An 18643-nucleotide genomic window follows, 5' to 3' on the forward strand; every position below is an offset into this window, starting at 1 on the left:
TGAGGACTACAACAATGATTATTTACGGTGTGGCGCTCTTGGCGATTTGTACGCTGGCAGGGGTGATCATGGGTGACGCACTCGGTGTATTGCTGGGGGTGAAATCCAACGTTGGTGGTGTCGGGATCGCGATGATCCTGCTGATCTGCGCGCGATTGTGGATGCAAAAACGCGGCGGCATGACCAAGGACTGCGAAATGGGTGTCGGCTTCTGGGGCGCCATGTACATTCCAGTGGTGGTTGCGATGGCTGCGCAGCAAAACGTCGTCACTGCATTGCATGGCGGCCCGGTTGCTGTGCTGGCAGCTATCGGTTCGGTGGTGCTTTGCGGGTGCACTATTGCCCTGATCAGCCGCACTCATAAAGGCGAGCCGCTGCCCGACGAACCGGTGATAGTCGCCCCGGTCGGCAATCCTGTAGGAGGCCGCTGATATGTGGGAACTCATTGATAAGGGGCTTACCAATAACGGACTGGTCACAGCGTTTGCCTTTGTTGGCGTGATCATGTGGGTGTCGGTAGTCATCTCCAAGCGGCTGACGTTCGGCCGGATTCACGGTTCGGCGATTGCGATTGTCATCGGGCTGGTTCTGGCCTGGGTCGGCGGCACCATGACAGGCGGCCAAAAAGGCCTGGCAGACCTGACGCTGTTTTCCGGTATTGGTTTGATGGGCGGCGCCATGTTGCGTGATTTCGCCATCGTTGCCACAGCGTTCGAAGTGCAAGCCACCGAAGCGAAAAAGGCTGGTTTGATTGGTGTCATTGCATTGCTGCTGGGCACCATTTTGCCGTTCATTGTCGGCGCGAGCATTGCTTGGGCTTTTGGCTACCGAGATGCGGTCAGCATGACCACCATTGGCGCGGGGGCTGTGACGTATATCGTCGGGCCGGTGACGGGCGCGGCCATTGGTGCAAGTTCGGACGTGATGGCGCTGTCGATTGCGACCGGGTTGATCAAGGCGATTCTGGTGATGGTCGGTACGCCGATGGCGGCGAAGTGGATGGGGTTGGATAACCCGCGTTCAGCGATGGTGTTTGGCGGTTTGGCTGGGACCGTGAGTGGTGTAACAGCGGGTCTGGCGGCAACCGATCGTCGTTTGGTGCCTTATGGCGCGTTGACGGCGACCTTTCACACGGGGCTTGGATGCTTGCTTGGGCCATCGTTGCTGTACTTCATTGTTCGCGCAATTGTCGGCTAATCCGCTGGATTATCACCGCATGTTCTGACGCCTTCGCGAGCAAGCCCGCTCCCACATTGGAATGTATTCTCCTGTGGGAGCGGGCTTGCTCGCGAAGGGCGCGACTCGGTCTCAAGCCTGGCGATTGGCGTACATCCGGCACTCCGCCAACAGCGCCAGCAAGTTCGGGTCGCGCTCCTTGGCTTTCAAGAACACCACACCAATGTGTTGCTGCAAGCGGTAACGCTCCTGCAAGGGAATCAGTTTCACCCGGTTCTCGTACACCGCTGCAATCCGCCCCGGCAGCAACGCATAACCGACGCCAGAACTGACCATGCTCAGCAGGGTAAAGATGTCGTTGACCTGCATCGCTACTTTCGGCTCGAACCCTGCCTGCTTGAACACTCGATTACCGTCCTGATGCGTGGCGAAGCCATGGGTGAGCGTAATGAACGTTTCGTCACGCACCTGCGAAAGGTCGACTTCAGCACACTGGGCGAACTTCGAATCGGCCGGCGTCGCCAAAAACATGTCATCGGAAAAAAGCGGGATTTGTGCGCAATCCGGGTCATTCACGCTGTCGTCCAGCGACACCAGGATCGCGTCGACTTCCATGTTCTTGAGCTTGTACAGCAGATCGAAATTGGAGCCCAGGATCAGGTCGATGTTGAGTTCGCTGCGACGTATTTTCAGGCCCATGATCAACTGCGGCACCGTTTTCACGGTCAATGAATACAGCGAGCCAAGCTTGAAGCGTTCGGCAGAAAAACCGGCAGCTTCGCGCGTAAGACGCACACTTTCGACCACGTCCTGAATCAGCTTCTGCGCGCGTTCCTCCAGCACATAGGCGCTTTCGAGCGGCGTCAGGTTGCGGCCTTCGTGTTTGAACAACGGGCAGCGCAGAGCGTTTTCCAGCGAGTGAATGGCGCGGTGCACGCTCACGTTACTGGTGTGTAGCTCGGCGGCGGCGCGGGCCAGATTGCCGGTGCGCATGAAGGCCAGGAACACCTCGAGTTTTTTCAGGGTCAACTCTTCGTCGATCAGCATGGGCCGCACTCTTATTGGAATGGCGTGATTGTGCACGCCTTGGCGCCCTTGTAGGCGTTCTGCGCTCGACAGCGTCTACAGTTTGCGCGATGTTGCAGTGAATTTTGAGGTGAGTAACGCATGTATCACGGTGAAAAGTTGAACGCCTGGACGCATTTGGTCGGGGCGGTTGCGGCGTGTGTCGGGGTGGTGTGGATGCTGGTGATTGCCAGCATGGACGGCAGCCCCTGGAAGATTGTCAGCGTAGCAATCTACGGTTTCACCTTGTTGGTGCTCTACAGCGCATCGACCGTTTACCACAGCGTACGCGGGCGCAAAAAAGAGATCATGCAGAAGGTTGATCACTTTTCGATCTACCTGCTGATTGCCGGCAGTTACACCCCGTTTTGCCTGGTCACGCTGCGCGGGCCGTGGGGCTGGACGTTGTTTGGAATTGTCTGGGGACTGGCGCTGATCGGCATCCTGCAAGAGATCAAGCCGCGCTCGGAGGCGCGGATTCTATCGATCGTGATTTACGCGGTGATGGGCTGGATCGTGCTGGTTGCGGTCAAACCCTTGTTAGCCGCGCTGGGCAGTACCGGTTTCGCCTGGCTGGCGTCCGGCGGGGTTTTGTACACCGTAGGGATTATCTTTTTTGCGCTGGATCATCGCTTGCGGCATGCACACGGGATCTGGCATTTGTTCGTGATCGCCGGGAGTCTGCTGCACTTTGTGGCGATCATGTTTTATGTTCTTTAGACCGAGTCGCGGCCAATCGCTGGCAGGCTGGCTCCCACAGGGGGACGCATTCAAAATGTGGGAGCGAGCCTGCTCGCGATAGCGCCCTAAAAGTCGCCCCATAACTGTTGGGCCACCGCCAATGCCACCACCGGCGCGGTTTCTGTGCGCAGCACCCGAGGACCGAGGCGAGCGGCATGGAAACCTGCTCCCTTGGCCTGATCAACCTCAGCCTCCGACAAACCGCCCTCCGGCCCGATCAAAAACGCCAGTGTTGCAGGCTTCGAATGGCTGACCAACGGTTCGGCCACCGGGTGCAGCACCAACTTCAACTCGGCTTCTGTCTGCTTCAGCCAATCGGCCAACAACAACGGTGGATGAATCACCGGCACCCGTGAACGTCCGCATTGCTCGCAAGCGCTGATGGCAACCTGGCGCCAGTGCAGCAGGCGTTTGTCGGCGCGCTCGTCTTTCAGCCGGACTTCGCAGCGGTCGCTGAAGATCGGGGTGATTTCGCTGACGCCCAGTTCCGTGGCTTTTTGAATCGCCCAATCCATCCGCTCGCCACGGGACAGGCCTTGGCCGAGATGGATCGCAAGCGACGACTCGACCTGGCCGGCGAAGCTTTCATCGATCTGCACCACGACGCGCTTCTTGCCGACGTCCACCAGGGTGGCGCGGAATTCATGGCCCGAGCCGTCGAACAACTGCAACGCGTCGCCCTCGGCCATGCGCAGCACGCGGCTGATGTAATGGGCCTGGGCTTCGGGCAACTCGTGCTCGCCAGTGCTTAAAGGAGCGTCGATAAAGAAGCGGGACAGTCTCATGCGAGGTCTCTACTGAATCTGTAAATTGGAACAATGCGCTTGTGGTTAGCTTTTGTGGCGAGGGGATTTATTCCTGTTGGACTGCTTAGCGGCCCTCAAAATGGGAGTGCTGCGCAGTCCAACGGGGATAAATCCCCTCGCCACAGGGAACTGAGTCCAGCTCTAGCCCGGATCGCGGAAGCCGGGATGGAAATCCTTCGGTACCGACACGCTGACGCTGTCGCGGGTGGCGATGTCGATGCCTTCGCTCGCCACTTCGGCCAGAAAGTCGATCTGCTCAGGCGTGATCACGTAAGGCGGCAGGAAATACACCACACTGCCCAACGGTCGCAGCAACGCACCGCGCTCCAACGCATGCTGGAATACCTTCAAGCCACGACGTTCCTGCCACGGATAGGCCTCTTTGGTGGCTTTGTCCTTGACCATCTCGATGGCCAATACCATGCCGGTCTGGCGCACTTCGGACACGTTCGGATGATCCACCAGGTGTGCCGTGGACGAGGCCATGCGTTGCGCCAAGGCCTTGTTGTTCTCGATAACGTTGTCTTCTTCGAAGATGTCCAGTGTCGCCAGTGCCGCCGCGCACGCCAGCGGATTGCCGGTGTAGCTGTGTGAGTGCAAGAAGGCGCGCAGCGTTGGGTAGTCGTCGTAGAACGCGTTATACACATCGTCCGTCGTCACGCAGGCCGCCAACGGCAAGTAGCCGCCGGTCAGCGCCTTGGACAGGCACAGGAAGTCTGGACGGATACCCGCCTGTTCGCAGGCAAACATGGTGCCGGTGCGGCCGAATCCGACGGCGATTTCGTCGTGGATCAAGTGCACGCCATAGCGATCACAGGCTTCGCGCAGCAGTTTGAGATACACCGGGTGATACATGCGCATGCCGCCGGCGCCCTGGATCAGCGGTTCGACAATGACCGCCGCCACGCTGTCATGGTGCTCGGCCAAGGTCTGTTCCATGGCGAGGAACATGTTGCGCGAATGTTCTTCCCAACTCATGCCTTCCGGGCGCAGGTAGCAATCGGGGCTCGGCACCTTGATGGTGTCCAGCAGCAATGCCTTGTAGGTTTCGGTGAACAGTGGCACGTCGCCCACCGACATCGCGGCCATGGTTTCGCCGTGGTAGCTGTTGGTCAGGGTGACAAAGCGTTTCTTGTTCGGCTGGCCGCGATTGAGCCAATAATGAAAGCTCATTTTCAGCGCGACTTCGATGCAGGACGATCCGTTATCGGCGTAGAAGCATCGTGTCAGGCCTTCTGGCGTCATCTTCACCAGTCGCTCGGACAACTCGATCACGGGTTGATGGCTGAAACCGGCCAGAATAACGTGCTCCAGTTGATCGACCTGATCCTTGATGCGTTGGTTGATGCGCGGGTTGGCGTGGCCAAATACGTTGACCCACCAGGAACTGACCGCGTCGAGATAGCGTTTGCCCTCGAAGTCTTCAAGCCACACGCCTTCGCCACGCTTGATCGGAATCAGCGGCAGTTGTTCGTGGTCTTTCATCTGGGTGCAGGGATGCCACAACACCGCGAGATCGCGTTGCATCCACTGATTATTCAGGCCCATGTTCAGTCTCCTCGAGGCGGTCCGTGACGTGCACGGACATACAATCGCGCAAGCCTATGCAATGCATCGCGCCGGGACAACCCATTGTGTCGATTGAGCTACTTTGTGTAGGCCGATAGACGTCGCTGGCGGCCTTTTGATGGCTGACGTATTCTTCGCGGTTCTTTGGGTCGCTTGACTCGTAAAACTGCTGTTTCCTTGGGTATTTCCGGAGTTCGCTGAATGTCTGCTGGTTGGCTGCGCGCCTGTGCGCTGGTGATGTTAGGGCTGTTCAGCGTGTCTGCGCTGGCCAAGGATAAAACCGCGATCGTGATCGGCGGCGGGCTTGCGGGCCTGACGGCTGCTTATGAGCTGCAAAACAAAGGTTGGCAAGTCACGCTGCTGGAAGCCAAACCAAGCTTGGGTGGTCGCTCGGGCATGGCCACCAGTGAGTGGATCGGCAACGACAAGACCCAACCGGTTTTGAACCAGTACGTGTCCACCTTCAAACTGGGCACTACGCCAGCCCCTGAATTTGTGCGCACGCCGGGCTACCTGATCGACGGTGAGTATTTCAGTGCCGCCGACCTTGCGACCAAGCAGCCAGCGACCGCCGAAGCGCTCAAACGCTATGAAAAAACCCTGGACGATCTGGCGCGCTCGATTGACGACCCGCAGAACCCGGCCGCCAACAGCACGCTGTTCGCGCTGGACCAGATCAACGTGGCCAACTGGCTTGACCGTTTGAACCTGCCGGCCACCGCCCGCCAATTGGTCAACCAGCAGATCCGTAGCCGCTATGACGAGCCTTCGCGCCTGTCGCTGTTGTACTTCGCCCAGCAAAGCCGGGTTTACCGTGGCGTTTCCGACCGCGACTTGCGCGCGTCCCGCCTGATCGGCGGCAGCGCTGTATTGGCTCAAGCGTTCGTCAAGCAACTGAAAACCATCAAGACCAGCTCACCGGTGTCGGCGATTACCCAGGATAAGGACGGCGTGACCGTCAAAGTGGGCAGCGTTGGCTATTCGGCTGACTACGTGGTGCTGGCCGTGCCATTGCGCGCACTGAGCAAAATCCAGATGACCCCGGCGCTGGATGCCCAGCACATGGGTGCAATCAAGGGCACCAACTACGGTTGGCGCGACCAGATCATGCTGAAGTTCAAGACGCCCGTCTGGGAAAGCAAGGCGCGCATGTCCGGTGAAATCTACAGTAACGCCGGCCTGGGCATGTTGTGGATCGAGCCAGCCCTGAAGGGTGGCGCCAACGTTGTGATCAACCTGTCTGGCGACAACGCACGTGTGATGCAAGCGTTCGGCGACAAGCAGATGGTCGATCAAGTGCTGATTCGCCTGCATGCGTTTTATCCACAGGCACGCGGTTCGTTCACCGGTTATGAAATTCGCCGCTACAGCACCGACCCTTCCATGGGCGGCGCTTATCTGGCCTTCGGTCCTGGCCAGATCAGCAAATACTGGCGTCTGTGGGAACGACCGCTACAGCGCGTAGCGTTCGCTGGCGAACACACCGACACCTTGTACCCGGGCACATTGGAAGGTGCACTGCGCACCGGTCAGCGTGCAGCCAGCCAGGTTGAAGACCTGGCAGCGGGCAAGTCGTTTGAACCGGCCAAAGTGGTTCCGGCAGCAACGGCTGCGGCGGCTGGCGCGGTAGCGGCGAAGAAAGGTAACTTCTTCACCAATCTGTTCGGCGGTTCGGACGACAAACCGGAACCGGCCAAGGCACCCGCACCTGTGGCACCGGTCGCTCCGGCACCTGCTCCTGCGCCAGTCCCAACCCCTGCGCCAGTGCCGGTTGAAGCACCGAAGCCTGCGGCTCCGGTGAAAGCCGAGCCGGCCAAAAAAGCCCCGGCGAAGGCCCCGGTCAAGAAGCCGGCGGCCAAAACCGAAGCCAAAAAAGCGCCGGCAAAAGCGCCGGTCAAGAAAGTTGAACCGGCTAAGAAACCAGTCGCCAAACCGGCGGCACCCGCTCCGGCAGCGACGGATACCAAAGCGCAGTAAGCCTTTGGGTAATAAAAAAGCGCGGCTGATGCCGCGCTTTTTTTTGCTCATTTATCAAGCGTCCCGGTTGGGCCACCAGGTCCTACACGCCTCGGCGAAATATCAGATGCTTCCCACAAAAAACTCAGAACGTGCTGATAGATAGCGCATGGTCTTGAAATATATGCTCTTCAAAAACCTGGAGCGCATATGAAATTGCTAGTCGTAATCATTGTGTTGGTAGCGATTTCTGGTTGCGCAAATGGCCGCTTTTTCCCTGGTGGTTATGGCCATGAGCTGGCTTATCAGTGCGATATGAATCCGTACAGTCCCGATTGTCTGCAGCCGCCTCCGCGCTTTAAATGGCCTTAGGTGATCAATCGTCAGCGTGTTGAGGGTTCGATCTGACGCTGATCCGCCGCCAAAGGTGCGCCCACCCCTCCTTTGCCTTTAATCTTTCCTTAACCAGACTCTTTCAGACTCTTGATCGTATTTCTCGATATTTCAAAGCGAAATTTTCCGCTTTAATTCGATAGATAACTCGATAATCTTGATCGCAGTTCTTACAGGATCTGGGCATGCAGCTACGTAATTCTTCTTCGCGTTACGGTTGGGTCAGCATTTTCATGCACTGGGGCGTGGCGCTGGTGGTCGTCGGCTTGTTTGCCCTGGGTTTGTGGATGGTCGGTCTCGACTACTACAGCACGTGGCGCAAAGACGCACCTGACCTGCACAAGAGCATTGGCCTGGTGTTGTTCGCTGTGATGTTGCTGCGGGTGTTGTGGCGTTTTATCAGTCCGCCGCCGCCGACCTTGGCAAGCTACAGCCGCATGACACGTCTTGGCGCCAAAGTGGGCCATTTTTCGCTTTACCTCGGTTTGTTCGCTGTGATGATTGCCGGTTACCTGATTTCCACCGCAGACGGTGTCGGGATTCCGGTGTTTGGCCTGTTCGAAGTTCCTGCGCTGGTTTCCGGGCTACCGGACCAGGCAGATACCGCTGGTGTGATTCATCTGTACCTGGCATGGGCGGTGGTCATTTTTTCCGGCCTCCATGCGTTGGCAGCACTGAAGCACCATTTTATCGATCGCGATGTGACCCTTACTCGAATGCTGGGCCGCAAAGCTTGAAGTTCAACCTCGACTCCAAAGGAATAGAAAGCATGTTGAAAAAGACTCTCGCCGCTCTGGCAATTGGTTCTGCTCTGTTGTCTGCCGGTAGCGTGATGGCGGCTGAGTACACCGTCGACAAAGAAGGCCAGCACGCCTTCGTTGACTTCAAGATCAGCCACTTGGGTTACAGCTACATCACCGGTACGTTCAAGGACATCGACGGCAAGTTCAGCTTCGACGCTGCCAAGCCTGAAGACAGCAAAATCGAGTTCAACGTGCGTACCGCCAGCGTGTTTACCAACCACGCAGAACGTGACAAGCACATCGCCAGCAAAGACTTCCTGGACGTGGGCAAATACGCCGATGCCAAGTTCGTCTCCACCAGCGTCAAATCCACTGGCAAAAACGCCGATGGCAAAGAAACTGCAGACGTGACCGGCGACCTGACCCTGCATGGCGTCACCAAGCCAATCGTAGTCAAGGCTACTTTCCTGGGTGAAGGCAAGGATCCATGGGGCGGCTACCGTGCCGGCTTCGAAGGCACCACCAGCATCAAGCGTTCTGATTTCGGCAAGATGATGGACCTGGGTCCACAGTCCGACGCGGTCGAACTGTACATCTCGTTTGAAGGCGTGAAAGCGAAGTAACGTTCGCCGCTGAAACAAAAATGCCCCGGATCTCGCGATCCGGGGCATTTTTTATTGCAGCGATAAATCAGCGGTTGCGGGTCAGCAGTGCTGGTTTTTCACCACGAGGGCGACCTGGCAGTTGATCAAGTTGCTCTGGCGTCGGGAAACGATCTGTTTTCGACTCCTTGTGAATGATCTTCGGTGCCGGGCCGCGCGGGTTTTGCACGGCAGGTTCGGAGCGCGGCTGCTCGTCACGTGCTGGGCGACGGCTACGGCCTTCTTCCCGACGGGCTTGGCCGTCACGTGGAGCACCGTTGCGCGGGCCATTGCGCTTGGCAGGTGGAGTACCGGTGGTTGCGCCATCGCTGCTGCGCGGACCGCTTTGGCGACCCTGAGGTTTGCCGCCGTTGCGCGGAGCACCCGCGCCTGCGCCTGCTGCTGCGCCTTGTGCCGGAGCACCAGGACGACGACCACGGCCTTGCGCCGGTTTGGCTTGAGGAACGTAGTCGACGCGGTTACCGAAGTTATCGATATCGTCGTCCAGGAACTCGTCTGGAGCACGATCAGCGGCAGCACGTGGCGCCGGACGCTGTTGCTCACGTGCAGGCGTTCCTTCACGTGGCTTGTGTTCACGTGCCGGGCGATCGCCACGGCCAGTAGCCGCAGGTTTTTCCTTGCCGCCCTTGTCCTTGCCCTTGTCTTTACGACCGCCGCCACCACCGGTGCCGTTCGGGCCATCGCCGCGCGGGCCACGTGGGTTGCGCGGGTTACGCACGTCCGGACGCTCGCGCACTTCCGGCTTCTCGGCTTCTACAGCGCTCGAATCGAAGCCCATCAGGTCGCCGTCGGCGATTTTCTGCTTGGTCATGCGCTCGATGCTTTTCAGCAGTTTTTCTTCGTCTGGAGCAACCAGCGAGATCGCCTCGCCCGAACGACCGGCGCGGCCGGTACGACCGATACGGTGCACGTAGTCTTCGTCGACGTTTGGCAGTTCGAAGTTGACCACGTGTGGCAACTGGTCGATATCGAGGCCACGGGCCGCGATGTCGGTGGCAACCAGAATGCGCACTTCACCGGCCTTGAAGTCGGCCAGCGCTTTGGTGCGGGCGTTCTGGCTCTTGTTACCGTGGATAGCTACGGCGCTCAGGCCGTGTTTGTCCAGGTACTCGGCCAAGCGGTTGGCGCCGTGCTTGGTGCGGGTGAACACCAGGACCTGTTCCCAGGCGCCAGCGGTGATCAGGTGCGCAAGCAGCGAACGCTTGTGGCTGGCTGGCAGGCGGAACACACGCTGTTCGATACGCTCGACCGTGGTGTTCGGCGGCGTGACTTCGATGCGTTCCGGGTTGTGCAGCAACTTGCCGGCAAGGTCGGTGATGTCTTTGGAGAACGTTGCCGAGAACAGCAGGTTCTGACGCTTGCTCGGCAGGCGAGCCAAAACTTTCTTCACGTCATGGACAAAGCCCATGTCGAGCATGCGGTCGGCTTCGTCCAGCACGAGGATTTCCACGTGGGACAAATCGACGCTGCCTTGGCCGGCGAGGTCGAGCAGGCGGCCAGGGCAGGCGACCAACACGTCAACACCGCGGGACATGGCCTGAACCTGTGGGTTCATGCCGACGCCGCCGAAGATGCAGGCACTGACGAACTTCAGGTCACGGGCATAGACCTTGAAGCTCTCATGCACCTGTGCCGCGAGTTCGCGGGTAGGGGTCAGGACCAGTACGCGTGGTTGGCGCGGGCCGTGACGCTGGGATTTGTCCGGGTGACCGTTGGGGAACAACCGTTCCAGAATCGGAAGGGCGAAGCCGCCGGTTTTACCAGTACCTGTCTGCGCCGCGACCATCAGGTCGCGACCTTGCAACACGGCGGGAATAGCCCGCTGTTGCACCGGAGTAGGCTCGGTATAGCCCGCCGCCTCGATGGCACGGACTAAAGCCTCGGAGAGACCGAGGGAAGCAAAGGACATGAGTAATCCTGTTTTAGTTAGGGCTTGGCCCAATGGGAGTCTTGCCTGGCGCGAATGGCGTTTATGAAGAACGCAATCCCGTCCGGTCCTGCTGGGCCTCGAAGGCTCATCTGGAGTGCTCGCGCTGGCTGAAAGCTGCGCAGTAGCGGGTTCGAGATGCCTTTAACAAGTCCGAGCGTCCGGGCGTGAGCCTGGCGGGAAGGCCGGAGTATAACAGAGCAATCAGTGCGCGCCGCTTTCCTGCTGCTCAACGGTTTTACTACGTTCTGCGGTAACTTTGGAAGCTTGCACGTCGTTTATCGGTTCGGCGCCATAGCGGGCGCTCAGTTCAGCGTAGGCGGGCTCGCGCTTGAAGCGCTTCAACTCGGCGCCAAAGCGTTGCACCAATAAATCCATGCCGGCATTACGACGCACCGCCAGATATTGGTTCTGCTGGCTGATGATGGTCGGGTTTTCGGTGATCTGATCGCGGATATTCAGTTCGTCGAGCAAATGCTGGCCGACGCGTCGGTCGGTGATCAGCAGGTCGATTCGTCCCCGCACCAGTTTGCCGAAGTTGGCTTCATGGCTGGGTGCCGGTTCGCGGGTAAACAGTTGCGAATCGCTGAAATCCTTGCTGTAGAGATAACCCGGCGAGGTGCCGACGGTAAGGCCGCGCAGTTCATCAAGGGTGCTGAAAGGATGAGGGCGTTCGTTGGCATAGAACATCACGAACTGCACTTGCGAGAGCGGTTCGCTGGGGTAAAGCAGCAGCGCGTCGCGTTCTTCGCTGTGGAAAATGTCCAGTACGCCATCGGCCTGGCCTTGTTCGAGCATCGACAAACAACGCTTCCAGGGCAGGAACTGCCATTCCACTTCTATGCCCAGGCGCTTGAAAACGATGGCGGTGGTTTCGTAATCCAGGCCCAGTGATTTGCCGTTTTCTTCGTACACATAAGGTGCCCAGGGCTCGGTGACAATGCGCAGCTTCTCGCCCCAAGCAGCAAAGCTCAGGCAAGTGAAAACAATCCCGGTGATTAACTGTGAGATCAATGGCATGCCTTGAGATTACGACGAGAAACCATAAAGAGCCAGAAACTGATCCAGAAGCTCTGGCACAAGGCATAAAGCATAAAAAAGGCCCTGGATTTCGCCAGGGCCTTGATTGAATACTGCACCGTTTTAGCGCGGCAGTTTCAAGTTGTTCCACACAGCCAGGCTCGGTTCAGCCTGGTTCAATGTGTAAAAGTGCAGGCCGGGCGCGCCACCTTGCAACAGGCGATCGCACATCTCGGTGATGACTTGCTCACCAAAGCCTTGAATGCTCTGGGTGTCATCGCCGTAGGCTTCCAGCTGCTTGCGGATCCAGCGCGGGATTTCCGCACCGCAGGCATCGGAGAAGCGGGCCAGCTTGCTGTAGTTGGTGATCGGCATGATGCCAGGCACGATCGGGATGTTCACGCCCATCGCCCGTACACGTTCGACAAAGTAGAAGTAGCTGTCGGCGTTGAAGAAGTACTGGGTGATTGCACTGTCGGCGCCAGCGTTGGCCTTGCGCACGAAGTTGGTCAGATCATCCTCGAAATTGCGCGCTTGCGGATGCATCTCCGGGTAAGCGGCGACTTCGATGTGGAAGTGGTCGGCGGTCTCTTCACGAATGAATTCAACCAGGTCGTTAGCGTGACGCATCTCGCCGCTGGCCATGCCCATACCCGAAGGCAGGTCGCCGCGCAGGGCAACGATACGCTTGATGCCGGCTTCTTTGTATTGGTTCAGCAGGCCGCGCAAGTCGTCCTTGCTGTCGCCAACGCAAGACAAGTGCGGAGCAGCAGGCACTTTGACTTCGCTTTCGAGCTGCAACACGGTGTTGATGGTGCGATCACGGGTCGAACCGCCAGCGCCATAGGTGCAGGAAAAGAAATCGGGGTTGTACGTGGCCAACTGACGAGCAGTGGCAAGCAGCTTTTCATGCCCAGCTTCAGTCTTCGTAGGGAAGAACTCAAAACTGTAGCGACGGTCTTGGGACATGGTCATATCCTTGGAAACACGTAAGCCTGAAAGACTTGCATATCCCAATGTGGGCGCGGGCCTTTGTGGCGAGGGGATTTATCCCTTCACCACAAAAGCCCGCTCGCACCGGGAGAGCAGGCTGCAGGGCCGATCAGTAGCGGTAAGCGTGCGGCTTGAACGGGCCTTCGACTGCCACGCCGATGTAGTCGGCCTGGGTCTTGGTCAGTTGAGTCACAACGCCGCCGAAGCCACGGACCATTTCCAGGGCCACTTCTTCGTCGAGTTTTTTCGGCAGTACTTCAACGGTCAGGCGCTCGGCTTTTTGGGCTGGCGATAGGTCGGCATATTTCTGGCCGAACAGGAAGATCTGCGCCAGAACCTGGTTGGCGAACGAACCGTCCATGATGCGGCTTGGGTGACCGGTAGCGTTGCCCAGGTTAACCAGACGGCCTTCGGCCAGCAGGATCAGGTAGTCGTCGTTTTGCGCGTCGAAGCTGCCTGCACCGGTGCGGTGGATTTTGTGAACCTGTGGCTTCACTTCTTCCCATGCCCAGTTCTTGCGCATGAAAGCGGTGTCGATTTCGTTGTCGAAGTGGCCGATGTTGCAGACAACTGCACGCTTCTTCAGGGCTTTGAGCATGTTTGCGTCGCAAACATTCACGTTGCCGGTGGTGGTCACGATCAGGTCGATCTTGCCCAGCAGCGCTTTGTCGATGCTGGCTTCGGTGCCGTCGTTGATACCGTCGATGAACGGGGAAACCAGCTCGAAACCGTCCATGCAGGCTTGCATGGCGCAGATCGGGTCGACTTCGGACACCTTAACGATCATGCCTTCCTGGCGCAGGGATTGAGCGGAGCCCTTGCCCACGTCGCCGTAGCCGATGACCAGCGCTTGCTTGCCGGACAGCAGGTGGTCGGTACCGCGCTTGATCGCGTCGTTCAGGCTGTGACGGCAGCCGTACTTGTTGTCGTTCTTGCTCTTGGTAACCGAGTCGTTGACGTTGATAGCCGGGATTTTCAGCTCGCCTTTGGCCAGCATGTCCAGCAGGCGGTGCACGCCAGTGGTGGTTTCTTCGGTCACGCCGTGGACGCGGTCCAGAATCGCCGGGTACTTCTTGTGCAGCAGCTCGGTCAGGTCGCCGCCGTCGTCGAGGATCATGTTGGCATCCCAAGGGGCGCCATCTTTCAGGATGGTTTGCTCCAGGCACCACTCGTACTCTTCTTCGGTTTCGCCTTTCCAGGCATAAACCGCGATACCGGCAGCAGCGATAGCAGCAGCGGCCTGATCCTGAGTCGAGAAAATGTTGCAGGACGACCAACGTACTTCAGCGCCCAGGGCAACCAGGGTTTCGATCAGTACGGCAGTCTGGATGGTCATGTGGATGCAGCCAAGAATCTTCGCGCCCTTGAGCGGCTGCTCACCGGCGTACTTGCTGCGCAGACCCATCAGGGCAGGCATTTCGGATTCGGCGATGATGGTTTCGCGACGGCCCCAGGCAGCCAGGGACATGTCGGCGACTTTGTAATCGTTAAAATCTGCAGGCGTGATAACAGCGCTCATGAAGAGCCTCCATTCGTAATGTATGCGAATGGGCGCCGTTGTGCGTTTAGTGTCTGACCGATGACGGTCAAGCAACGCCCCATCCGAGCCTGACAGGTCGAGCCTGCTGCAGCGCCCCTCGGACAGGTGGCGGGAAAACGGTACCAAGCGAAAGTTACCGTTCTGGAACGGGGGCGATTATAGCGGGCTATTCTGATCTTCCAAAGTGTTTCTGTTGGTCAATGTCTGAACGGTAATCGAGACCATAGAATATGCTTGATAGAGCTCTGGGGCGGGCTCTGACATGATGGTAACCATCATTTGGCAAGACGTTCAGGAGTGACTATGAATTTCCACACTCGCAAATGGGTGAAACCCGAAGACCTCAACCCTAATGGCACGCTGTTCGGCGGAAGCCTTCTGCGCTGGATCGACGAAGAAGCGGCGATCTACGCCATCGTTCAATTGGGCAATCAGCGAGTCGTCACCAAGTACATTTCCGAAATCAACTTCGTCAGCGCTTCGCGTCAGGGCGACATCATCGAGCTGGGCATTACCGCCACCGAGTTTGGCCGCACCTCGATCACGCTGACCTGTGAAGTGCGCAACAAGATCACGCGTAAAAGCATTCTTACTGTCGAGAAGATGGTTTTCGTGAACCTGGGTGAAGATGGTCTGCCGGCGCCGCATGGCCGCACCGAGATCAAGTACGTCAAAGACCAGTTTCAGGATGATGTGGCCAGTGAGTGACGTCCGCGGTGCGGCCTGGCCTGCGAAAGCGGCCTCATCGGCAATGTGATTTAACTCACCAGTGAACAGCTCCGAACCGCGCGTGTCGTACGTAAATGACACGCCACCGGTTGCGGAACGCTATGGACACTCAAAAAGACGGCAAGACACCGAACCTCTCGGCGGAAGAGCAGCAGGACGTCGACAAAAACCAACCGCCCCGCGCCGCAGTGCTGCACGAGATCATCCGTACCCAAGGTGATCAGGAACTGGAGCGCAGTGTGGCTGCGTTGTGGTGGTCGGCACTGGCGGCCGGCCTGACGATGGGTCTTTCGCTGATGGCGATGGGATTGCTCAACTCGCGCCTGCCCGATGGCGAACACTTCAAGGTGATTGCCAGCTTCGGCTACTGCGCGGGGTTTCTCGCGGTCATCCTCGCTCGTCAGCAACTGTTTACCGAGAACACGCTGACAGCGGTGTTGCCGGTAATGACCAAGCCCACATTGAACAACTTCGGCCGGCTGATTCGCTTGTGGTCAGTGGTGCTGGTGGGGAACCTGTGCGGCACCTTGCTGGTGGCGTACGTGATGTTGCACTTGCCGATTTTCGACAGCAAAACCGATTTGGCTTTTCTCGACATCGGCCGCAAGGTCATGGAGAACCACGCCAGCCAGATGTTCGCCAAAGGCATCATCTCTGGCTGGATGATCGCGACCATGGTCTGGATGATCCCGTCCATGGAGAGCGCCAAGATCTGGATCATCATCCTCATCACGTACCTGATGGCACTGGGCGATTTCACCCACATTGTTGTGGGTTCGGCCGAGGTGTCTTATCTGGTATTTGCCGGCGAGTTGCCATGGAAGGATTTCTGGCTGGTGTTTGCCGGTCCGACGCTGGCCGGCAACATCATCGGGGGCAGCTGCATTTTTGCGCTGATTAGCCACGCGCAAATCCGCAGTGAGAGCGGGCCGCCGAAAGAAAGCGCGGATCAGAAGGCTGATCCGCGCAAGGTCGAAGAGTGATCAGTGATGTTCTGCCTGCGTCGTGGGCGCAGGTTCATCCTTGGTCACGTGCTTGACCAGTTTGCCGATGCTCAAGCCCTGCAACAGGATCGACGACAGCACCACGATGTAGGTGATGCTCAGCAGCAAGTCACGCTCGGGGCCCAATGGCAGTGCAAGTGCCAGCGCTACCGACACACCGCCGCGCAAACCACCCCACGTCAGAATCCGGATCGTGCCGCGCGGCACCGTACGCCAGCGTCGCAGTAGCAAAATGGCGGGCGCCACGGTCAACAGCCGCGACAGCAGAATCGCCAAGGCGAGCAAACTCGCGGCGAGTACGTGCAGCCAGTTGAAGGGTAGCAACAGCAGCTCCATGCCGATCAGCGCGAACAGCAAAGCGTTGAGCATGTCATCCAGCAGTTCCCAAAAACCGTCCAGGTACTTGCGGGTCATGTCGTTCATCGCCAGGTTTCGTCCCAGGTTGCCGATGATCAGGCCGGCGACCACCATCGCGATCGGCGCCGAAACGTGTAGCTCCGACGCCATGGCTGAACCGCCGATCACCAGTGCCAACGTCAGCATTACCTCGATCTGATGCTGTTCGATGCTTTTGATCATCAGGTACACGAGGTAGCCGATCAGCCCGCCGAACAGCACGCCACCCACCGCCTCGTGGGCAAACAGCATCGCGGTCGCGCTGACGGTCGGGGTGTCACCCAATTGCGCAATCCCCAGCAGCACGGTGAACACAACGACCGCGGTGCCATCGTTGAAAAGACTCTCGCCGACGATGGTGGTTTTCAACGGTTTGGAAGCATTGGCCGTACGCAGCACGCCGAGCACTGCGATTGGGTCGGTCGGGGATATCAGGGCACCGAACAGCAGGCAGTAAAGGAAGCTGACGTGCCAGCCGAACAAGGCAAAAATGTAGTAGGCGAGGCTGCCGATCACGGCGGTCGCAATCAGTACGCCGAACGTTGCCAGTAGGCCGATCGGCCAGCGATAGCTGCGCAGATCATTCAGGTTGACGTGCAAGGCGCCGGCAAACAGCAGGAACGACAACATCCAGTTCATCAGCAGATCGCCAAAGTCGATCTGGCTGATCAGTTGCTGCACGCGCACTTCAAGGCCTGGGTAGCCGAGAACACTCAGGCCTTGCAACAGCAGGGAAAACAACAGTGCGGTGACCATCACGCCAATCGTTGGAGGCAGGCCGATGAAGCGAAAATTGACATAGGTGAGAAGTGACGTAAGGCATATAAAAGCGGCGACAAGCTCAAGCATCCGGGGTCCTCTGGATGAAGGGGAGAAAATAGATTGAAGACAGTCAGGCCACCGACATCAGCATGCGGATGCGTGATCTGGAAAGTTGTGCGATGACACAATTATTGGAATTAGCTGTGCGCAACTGAGTGCGGCGAGGTCGCTTGCAGTATAAACAGCTGAGGACATATCGCGAATCAATTATCCGGAAGGAATAAGGAGTGTGCAGTGCTTGCGACGGGTTTGGTATTGGTGGCGGCGCTGTTGCACGCAGCCTGGAATACCCTGATCAAATTCAGTGCGGAGCGGCTGTTGGTCGTGGCCTGCATGGACAGCGTGGCGTTACTTTTCGTGGCCGTGATGCTGCCGTTCGTGGCATTGCCGCCCATGGACATCTGGCCATGGATACTGGCGTCTGCCGCTTTCGAGTTGCTCTACCGCTATTTGCTGATTCAAGCGTATCGAGTCGGCGACCTCGGATTGGTTTACCCGTTAATGCGTGGGTTATCGCCGCTGGTGGTGTTGGCGTTGACGTTGATCTTTGCCGGCGAGGTGCTGACTAACCAACAGATATTCGGAATTCTGCTGATCCCGTTTGGCATGTTGTGCCTGTTATGGCAGGGCGGTGGCGGGGCGCGGTTGCCGTGGTCGATGCTGCCAGTGGTTGCGCTGATCGGCTTGTGCATCGGCTACTACACGTTCATTGATGGACAGGCATTGCGGCGCTGGTCGCATCCGCTGGACTATCTGGTGTGGGTCACGTTGCTCAGTGCCTGGCCATTTCCCTTGCTGGCGCTGGTGAGCAAGCGCCCGGCGTTCATGCTGTTCTGGCGAGAGCAATGGCGACTCGGGTTGACGGTCGGTTTCTGCGTGTTGTTCAGCTACGCTCTGGTGCTATGGGCGATGCAATTGGGCTCGATTGCAGAAGCGGCAGCGCTGCGTGAGATCAGTGTGATTCTGGTGGTGCTGTTTGGCATGCGCTATCTGAAAGAACCTTTCGGCAGACCACGACTCTTAGCCTGTGGGCTGGTGCTGATCGGCATGCTGGTGATGAAGTTCTGAGGGGCCCACGAATTTTTATAACTCAAGAAAGGA

At 58.2% G+C, this 18643-nt stretch carries 17 protein-coding genes and 1 riboswitch; of the genes, 9 read left to right on the plus strand and 8 right to left on the minus strand.

Going from position 1 to position 18643, the window contains the following annotated elements; translation table 11 throughout:
• Nucleotides 1-14: 14 nt before the first annotated feature.
• The gene (madL, locus tag ACQR3R_RS19355) at nucleotides 15-431 is read left to right on the plus strand and encodes a malonate transporter subunit MadL (protein WP_428274323.1); all 417 of its coding nucleotides are present in this window, start codon (nucleotides 15-17) and stop codon (nucleotides 429-431) included.
• 1 nt (nucleotide 432) lies between these two features.
• Entirely contained in the window at nucleotides 433-1197 is a 765-nt protein-coding gene (gene madM, locus ACQR3R_RS19360) for a malonate transporter subunit MadM (RefSeq protein WP_428274325.1), read from the plus strand.
• A 111-nt stretch (nucleotides 1198-1308) separates the two neighbouring features.
• Here the strand turns inward: madM and ACQR3R_RS19365 are convergent, their stop codons facing one another.
• Nucleotides 1309-2223, minus strand: coding sequence for a LysR substrate-binding domain-containing protein (locus ACQR3R_RS19365; protein WP_428274327.1), 915 nt, complete (start codon nucleotides 2221-2223; stop codon nucleotides 1309-1311).
• 120 nt (nucleotides 2224-2343) lie between these two features.
• Between ACQR3R_RS19365 and trhA the strand changes: the two genes are divergently transcribed.
• Nucleotides 2344-2961 (plus strand): PAQR family membrane homeostasis protein TrhA, encoded by a 618-nt coding sequence (gene trhA / locus ACQR3R_RS19370; RefSeq protein WP_428274329.1) that lies wholly within the window; start codon nucleotides 2344-2346, stop codon nucleotides 2959-2961.
• Between the two features lie 86 nt (nucleotides 2962-3047).
• Here the strand turns inward: trhA and ACQR3R_RS19375 are convergent, their stop codons facing one another.
• A complete protein-coding gene (locus tag ACQR3R_RS19375; protein WP_428274331.1) occupies nucleotides 3048-3767 on the minus strand; it encodes a 16S rRNA (uracil(1498)-N(3))-methyltransferase in 720 nt (239 codons plus the stop codon).
• Nucleotides 3768-3929: 162 nt separating this feature from the next.
• Nucleotides 3930-5336 carry an adenosylmethionine--8-amino-7-oxononanoate transaminase gene (locus ACQR3R_RS19380; RefSeq protein ID WP_428274333.1) on the minus strand — a complete coding sequence of 469 codons (1407 nt, stop codon included), beginning with the start codon at nucleotides 5334-5336 and terminating at the stop codon, nucleotides 3930-3932.
• Nucleotides 5337-5558: 222 nt separating this feature from the next.
• On the opposite strand from ACQR3R_RS19380, the gene ACQR3R_RS19385 reads away from it, so the two are divergent.
• From ACQR3R_RS19385 to ACQR3R_RS19395, 3 genes are all read left to right on the plus strand, one after another.
• The gene (locus ACQR3R_RS19385) at nucleotides 5559-7334 is read left to right on the plus strand and encodes an FAD-dependent oxidoreductase (protein ID WP_428274335.1); all 1776 of its coding nucleotides are present in this window, start codon (nucleotides 5559-5561) and stop codon (nucleotides 7332-7334) included.
• Between the two features lie 557 nt (nucleotides 7335-7891).
• A complete protein-coding gene (locus ACQR3R_RS19390; protein WP_428274337.1) occupies nucleotides 7892-8443 on the plus strand; it encodes a cytochrome b/b6 domain-containing protein in 552 nt (183 codons plus the stop codon).
• A 32-nt stretch (nucleotides 8444-8475) separates the two neighbouring features.
• On the plus strand, nucleotides 8476-9072 hold the full coding sequence (locus ACQR3R_RS19395; protein WP_428274339.1) for a YceI family protein: 597 nt from the start codon (nucleotides 8476-8478) through the stop codon (nucleotides 9070-9072).
• A gap of 67 nt (nucleotides 9073-9139) precedes the next feature.
• Here the strand turns inward: ACQR3R_RS19395 and ACQR3R_RS19400 are convergent, their stop codons facing one another.
• The 4 genes from ACQR3R_RS19400 to ahcY form a co-directional block, all read right to left on the minus strand.
• Nucleotides 9140-11020: an RNA helicase RhlE2 gene (locus ACQR3R_RS19400; protein ID WP_428274341.1), complete on the minus strand. Its 1881-nt coding sequence runs from the start codon at nucleotides 11018-11020 to the stop codon at nucleotides 9140-9142.
• 222 nt (nucleotides 11021-11242) lie between these two features.
• Entirely contained in the window at nucleotides 11243-12052 is an 810-nt protein-coding gene (locus ACQR3R_RS19405; RefSeq protein ID WP_428274343.1) for a transporter substrate-binding domain-containing protein, read from the minus strand.
• A gap of 129 nt (nucleotides 12053-12181) precedes the next feature.
• Nucleotides 12182-13027, minus strand: coding sequence for a methylenetetrahydrofolate reductase [NAD(P)H] (metF, locus tag ACQR3R_RS19410; RefSeq protein WP_428274345.1), 846 nt, complete (start codon nucleotides 13025-13027; stop codon nucleotides 12182-12184).
• A gap of 133 nt (nucleotides 13028-13160) precedes the next feature.
• A complete protein-coding gene (gene ahcY / locus ACQR3R_RS19415) occupies nucleotides 13161-14570 on the minus strand; it encodes an adenosylhomocysteinase (protein ID WP_428274347.1) in 1410 nt (469 codons plus the stop codon).
• Nucleotides 14571-14593: 23 nt separating this feature from the next.
• A riboswitch (S-adenosyl-L-homocysteine riboswitch) is annotated at nucleotides 14594-14696 on the minus strand.
• Between the two features lie 198 nt (nucleotides 14697-14894).
• On the opposite strand from ahcY, the gene ACQR3R_RS19420 reads away from it, so the two are divergent.
• Nucleotides 14895-15299 (plus strand): acyl-CoA thioesterase, encoded by a 405-nt coding sequence (locus tag ACQR3R_RS19420; RefSeq protein ID WP_347902490.1) that lies wholly within the window; start codon nucleotides 14895-14897, stop codon nucleotides 15297-15299.
• Nucleotides 15300-15421: 122 nt separating this feature from the next.
• The gene (locus tag ACQR3R_RS19425) at nucleotides 15422-16303 is read left to right on the plus strand and encodes a formate/nitrite transporter family protein (RefSeq protein WP_428274349.1); all 882 of its coding nucleotides are present in this window, start codon (nucleotides 15422-15424) and stop codon (nucleotides 16301-16303) included.
• Here ACQR3R_RS19425 and ACQR3R_RS19430 read toward each other — a convergent pair whose 3' ends face one another.
• Nucleotides 16304-17569, minus strand: coding sequence for a cation:proton antiporter domain-containing protein (locus ACQR3R_RS19430; RefSeq protein ID WP_428274351.1), 1266 nt, complete (start codon nucleotides 17567-17569; stop codon nucleotides 16304-16306).
• 207 nt (nucleotides 17570-17776) lie between these two features.
• Here ACQR3R_RS19430 and ACQR3R_RS19435 point away from each other — a divergent pair, with 207 nt between their 5' ends.
• Nucleotides 17777-18610, plus strand: coding sequence for an EamA family transporter (locus ACQR3R_RS19435; RefSeq protein ID WP_428274353.1), 834 nt, complete (start codon nucleotides 17777-17779; stop codon nucleotides 18608-18610).
• Nucleotides 18611-18643: the final 33 nt, after the last annotated feature.

The sequence above is a fragment of the Gordonia sp. IEGM753 genome (assembly GCF_050321825.1).
GTDB lineage: Bacteria > Pseudomonadota > Gammaproteobacteria > Pseudomonadales > Pseudomonadaceae > Aquipseudomonas.

Coding starts and splice junctions, on each gene's coding strand:
- ACQR3R_RS19395 (WP_428274339.1), top strand. CDS start 8,476: ATGTTGAAAAAGACTCTCGCCGCTCTGGCAATTGGTTCTGCTCTGTTG.
- ACQR3R_RS19420 (WP_347902490.1), top strand. CDS start 14,895: ATGAATTTCCACACTCGCAAATGGGTGAAACCCGAAGACCTCAACCCT.
- ACQR3R_RS19400 (WP_428274341.1), bottom strand. CDS start 11,020: ATGTCCTTTGCTTCCCTCGGTCTCTCCGAGGCTTTAGTCCGTGCCATC.
- madM (WP_428274325.1), top strand. CDS start 433: ATGTGGGAACTCATTGATAAGGGGCTTACCAATAACGGACTGGTCACA.
- ACQR3R_RS19430 (WP_428274351.1), bottom strand. CDS start 17,569: ATGCTTGAGCTTGTCGCCGCTTTTATATGCCTTACGTCACTTCTCACC.
- trhA (WP_428274329.1), top strand. CDS start 2,344: ATGTATCACGGTGAAAAGTTGAACGCCTGGACGCATTTGGTCGGGGCG.
- ACQR3R_RS19385 (WP_428274335.1), top strand. CDS start 5,559: ATGTCTGCTGGTTGGCTGCGCGCCTGTGCGCTGGTGATGTTAGGGCTG.
- ACQR3R_RS19425 (WP_428274349.1), top strand. CDS start 15,422: ATGGACACTCAAAAAGACGGCAAGACACCGAACCTCTCGGCGGAAGAG.
- ACQR3R_RS19365 (WP_428274327.1), bottom strand. CDS start 2,223: ATGCTGATCGACGAAGAGTTGACCCTGAAAAAACTCGAGGTGTTCCTG.
- ACQR3R_RS19380 (WP_428274333.1), bottom strand. CDS start 5,336: ATGGGCCTGAATAATCAGTGGATGCAACGCGATCTCGCGGTGTTGTGG.
- madL (WP_428274323.1), top strand. CDS start 15: ATGATTATTTACGGTGTGGCGCTCTTGGCGATTTGTACGCTGGCAGGG.
- ACQR3R_RS19390 (WP_428274337.1), top strand. CDS start 7,892: ATGCAGCTACGTAATTCTTCTTCGCGTTACGGTTGGGTCAGCATTTTC.
- metF (WP_428274345.1), bottom strand. CDS start 13,027: ATGTCCCAAGACCGTCGCTACAGTTTTGAGTTCTTCCCTACGAAGACT.
- ahcY (WP_428274347.1), bottom strand. CDS start 14,570: ATGAGCGCTGTTATCACGCCTGCAGATTTTAACGATTACAAAGTCGCC.
- ACQR3R_RS19375 (WP_428274331.1), bottom strand. CDS start 3,767: ATGAGACTGTCCCGCTTCTTTATCGACGCTCCTTTAAGCACTGGCGAG.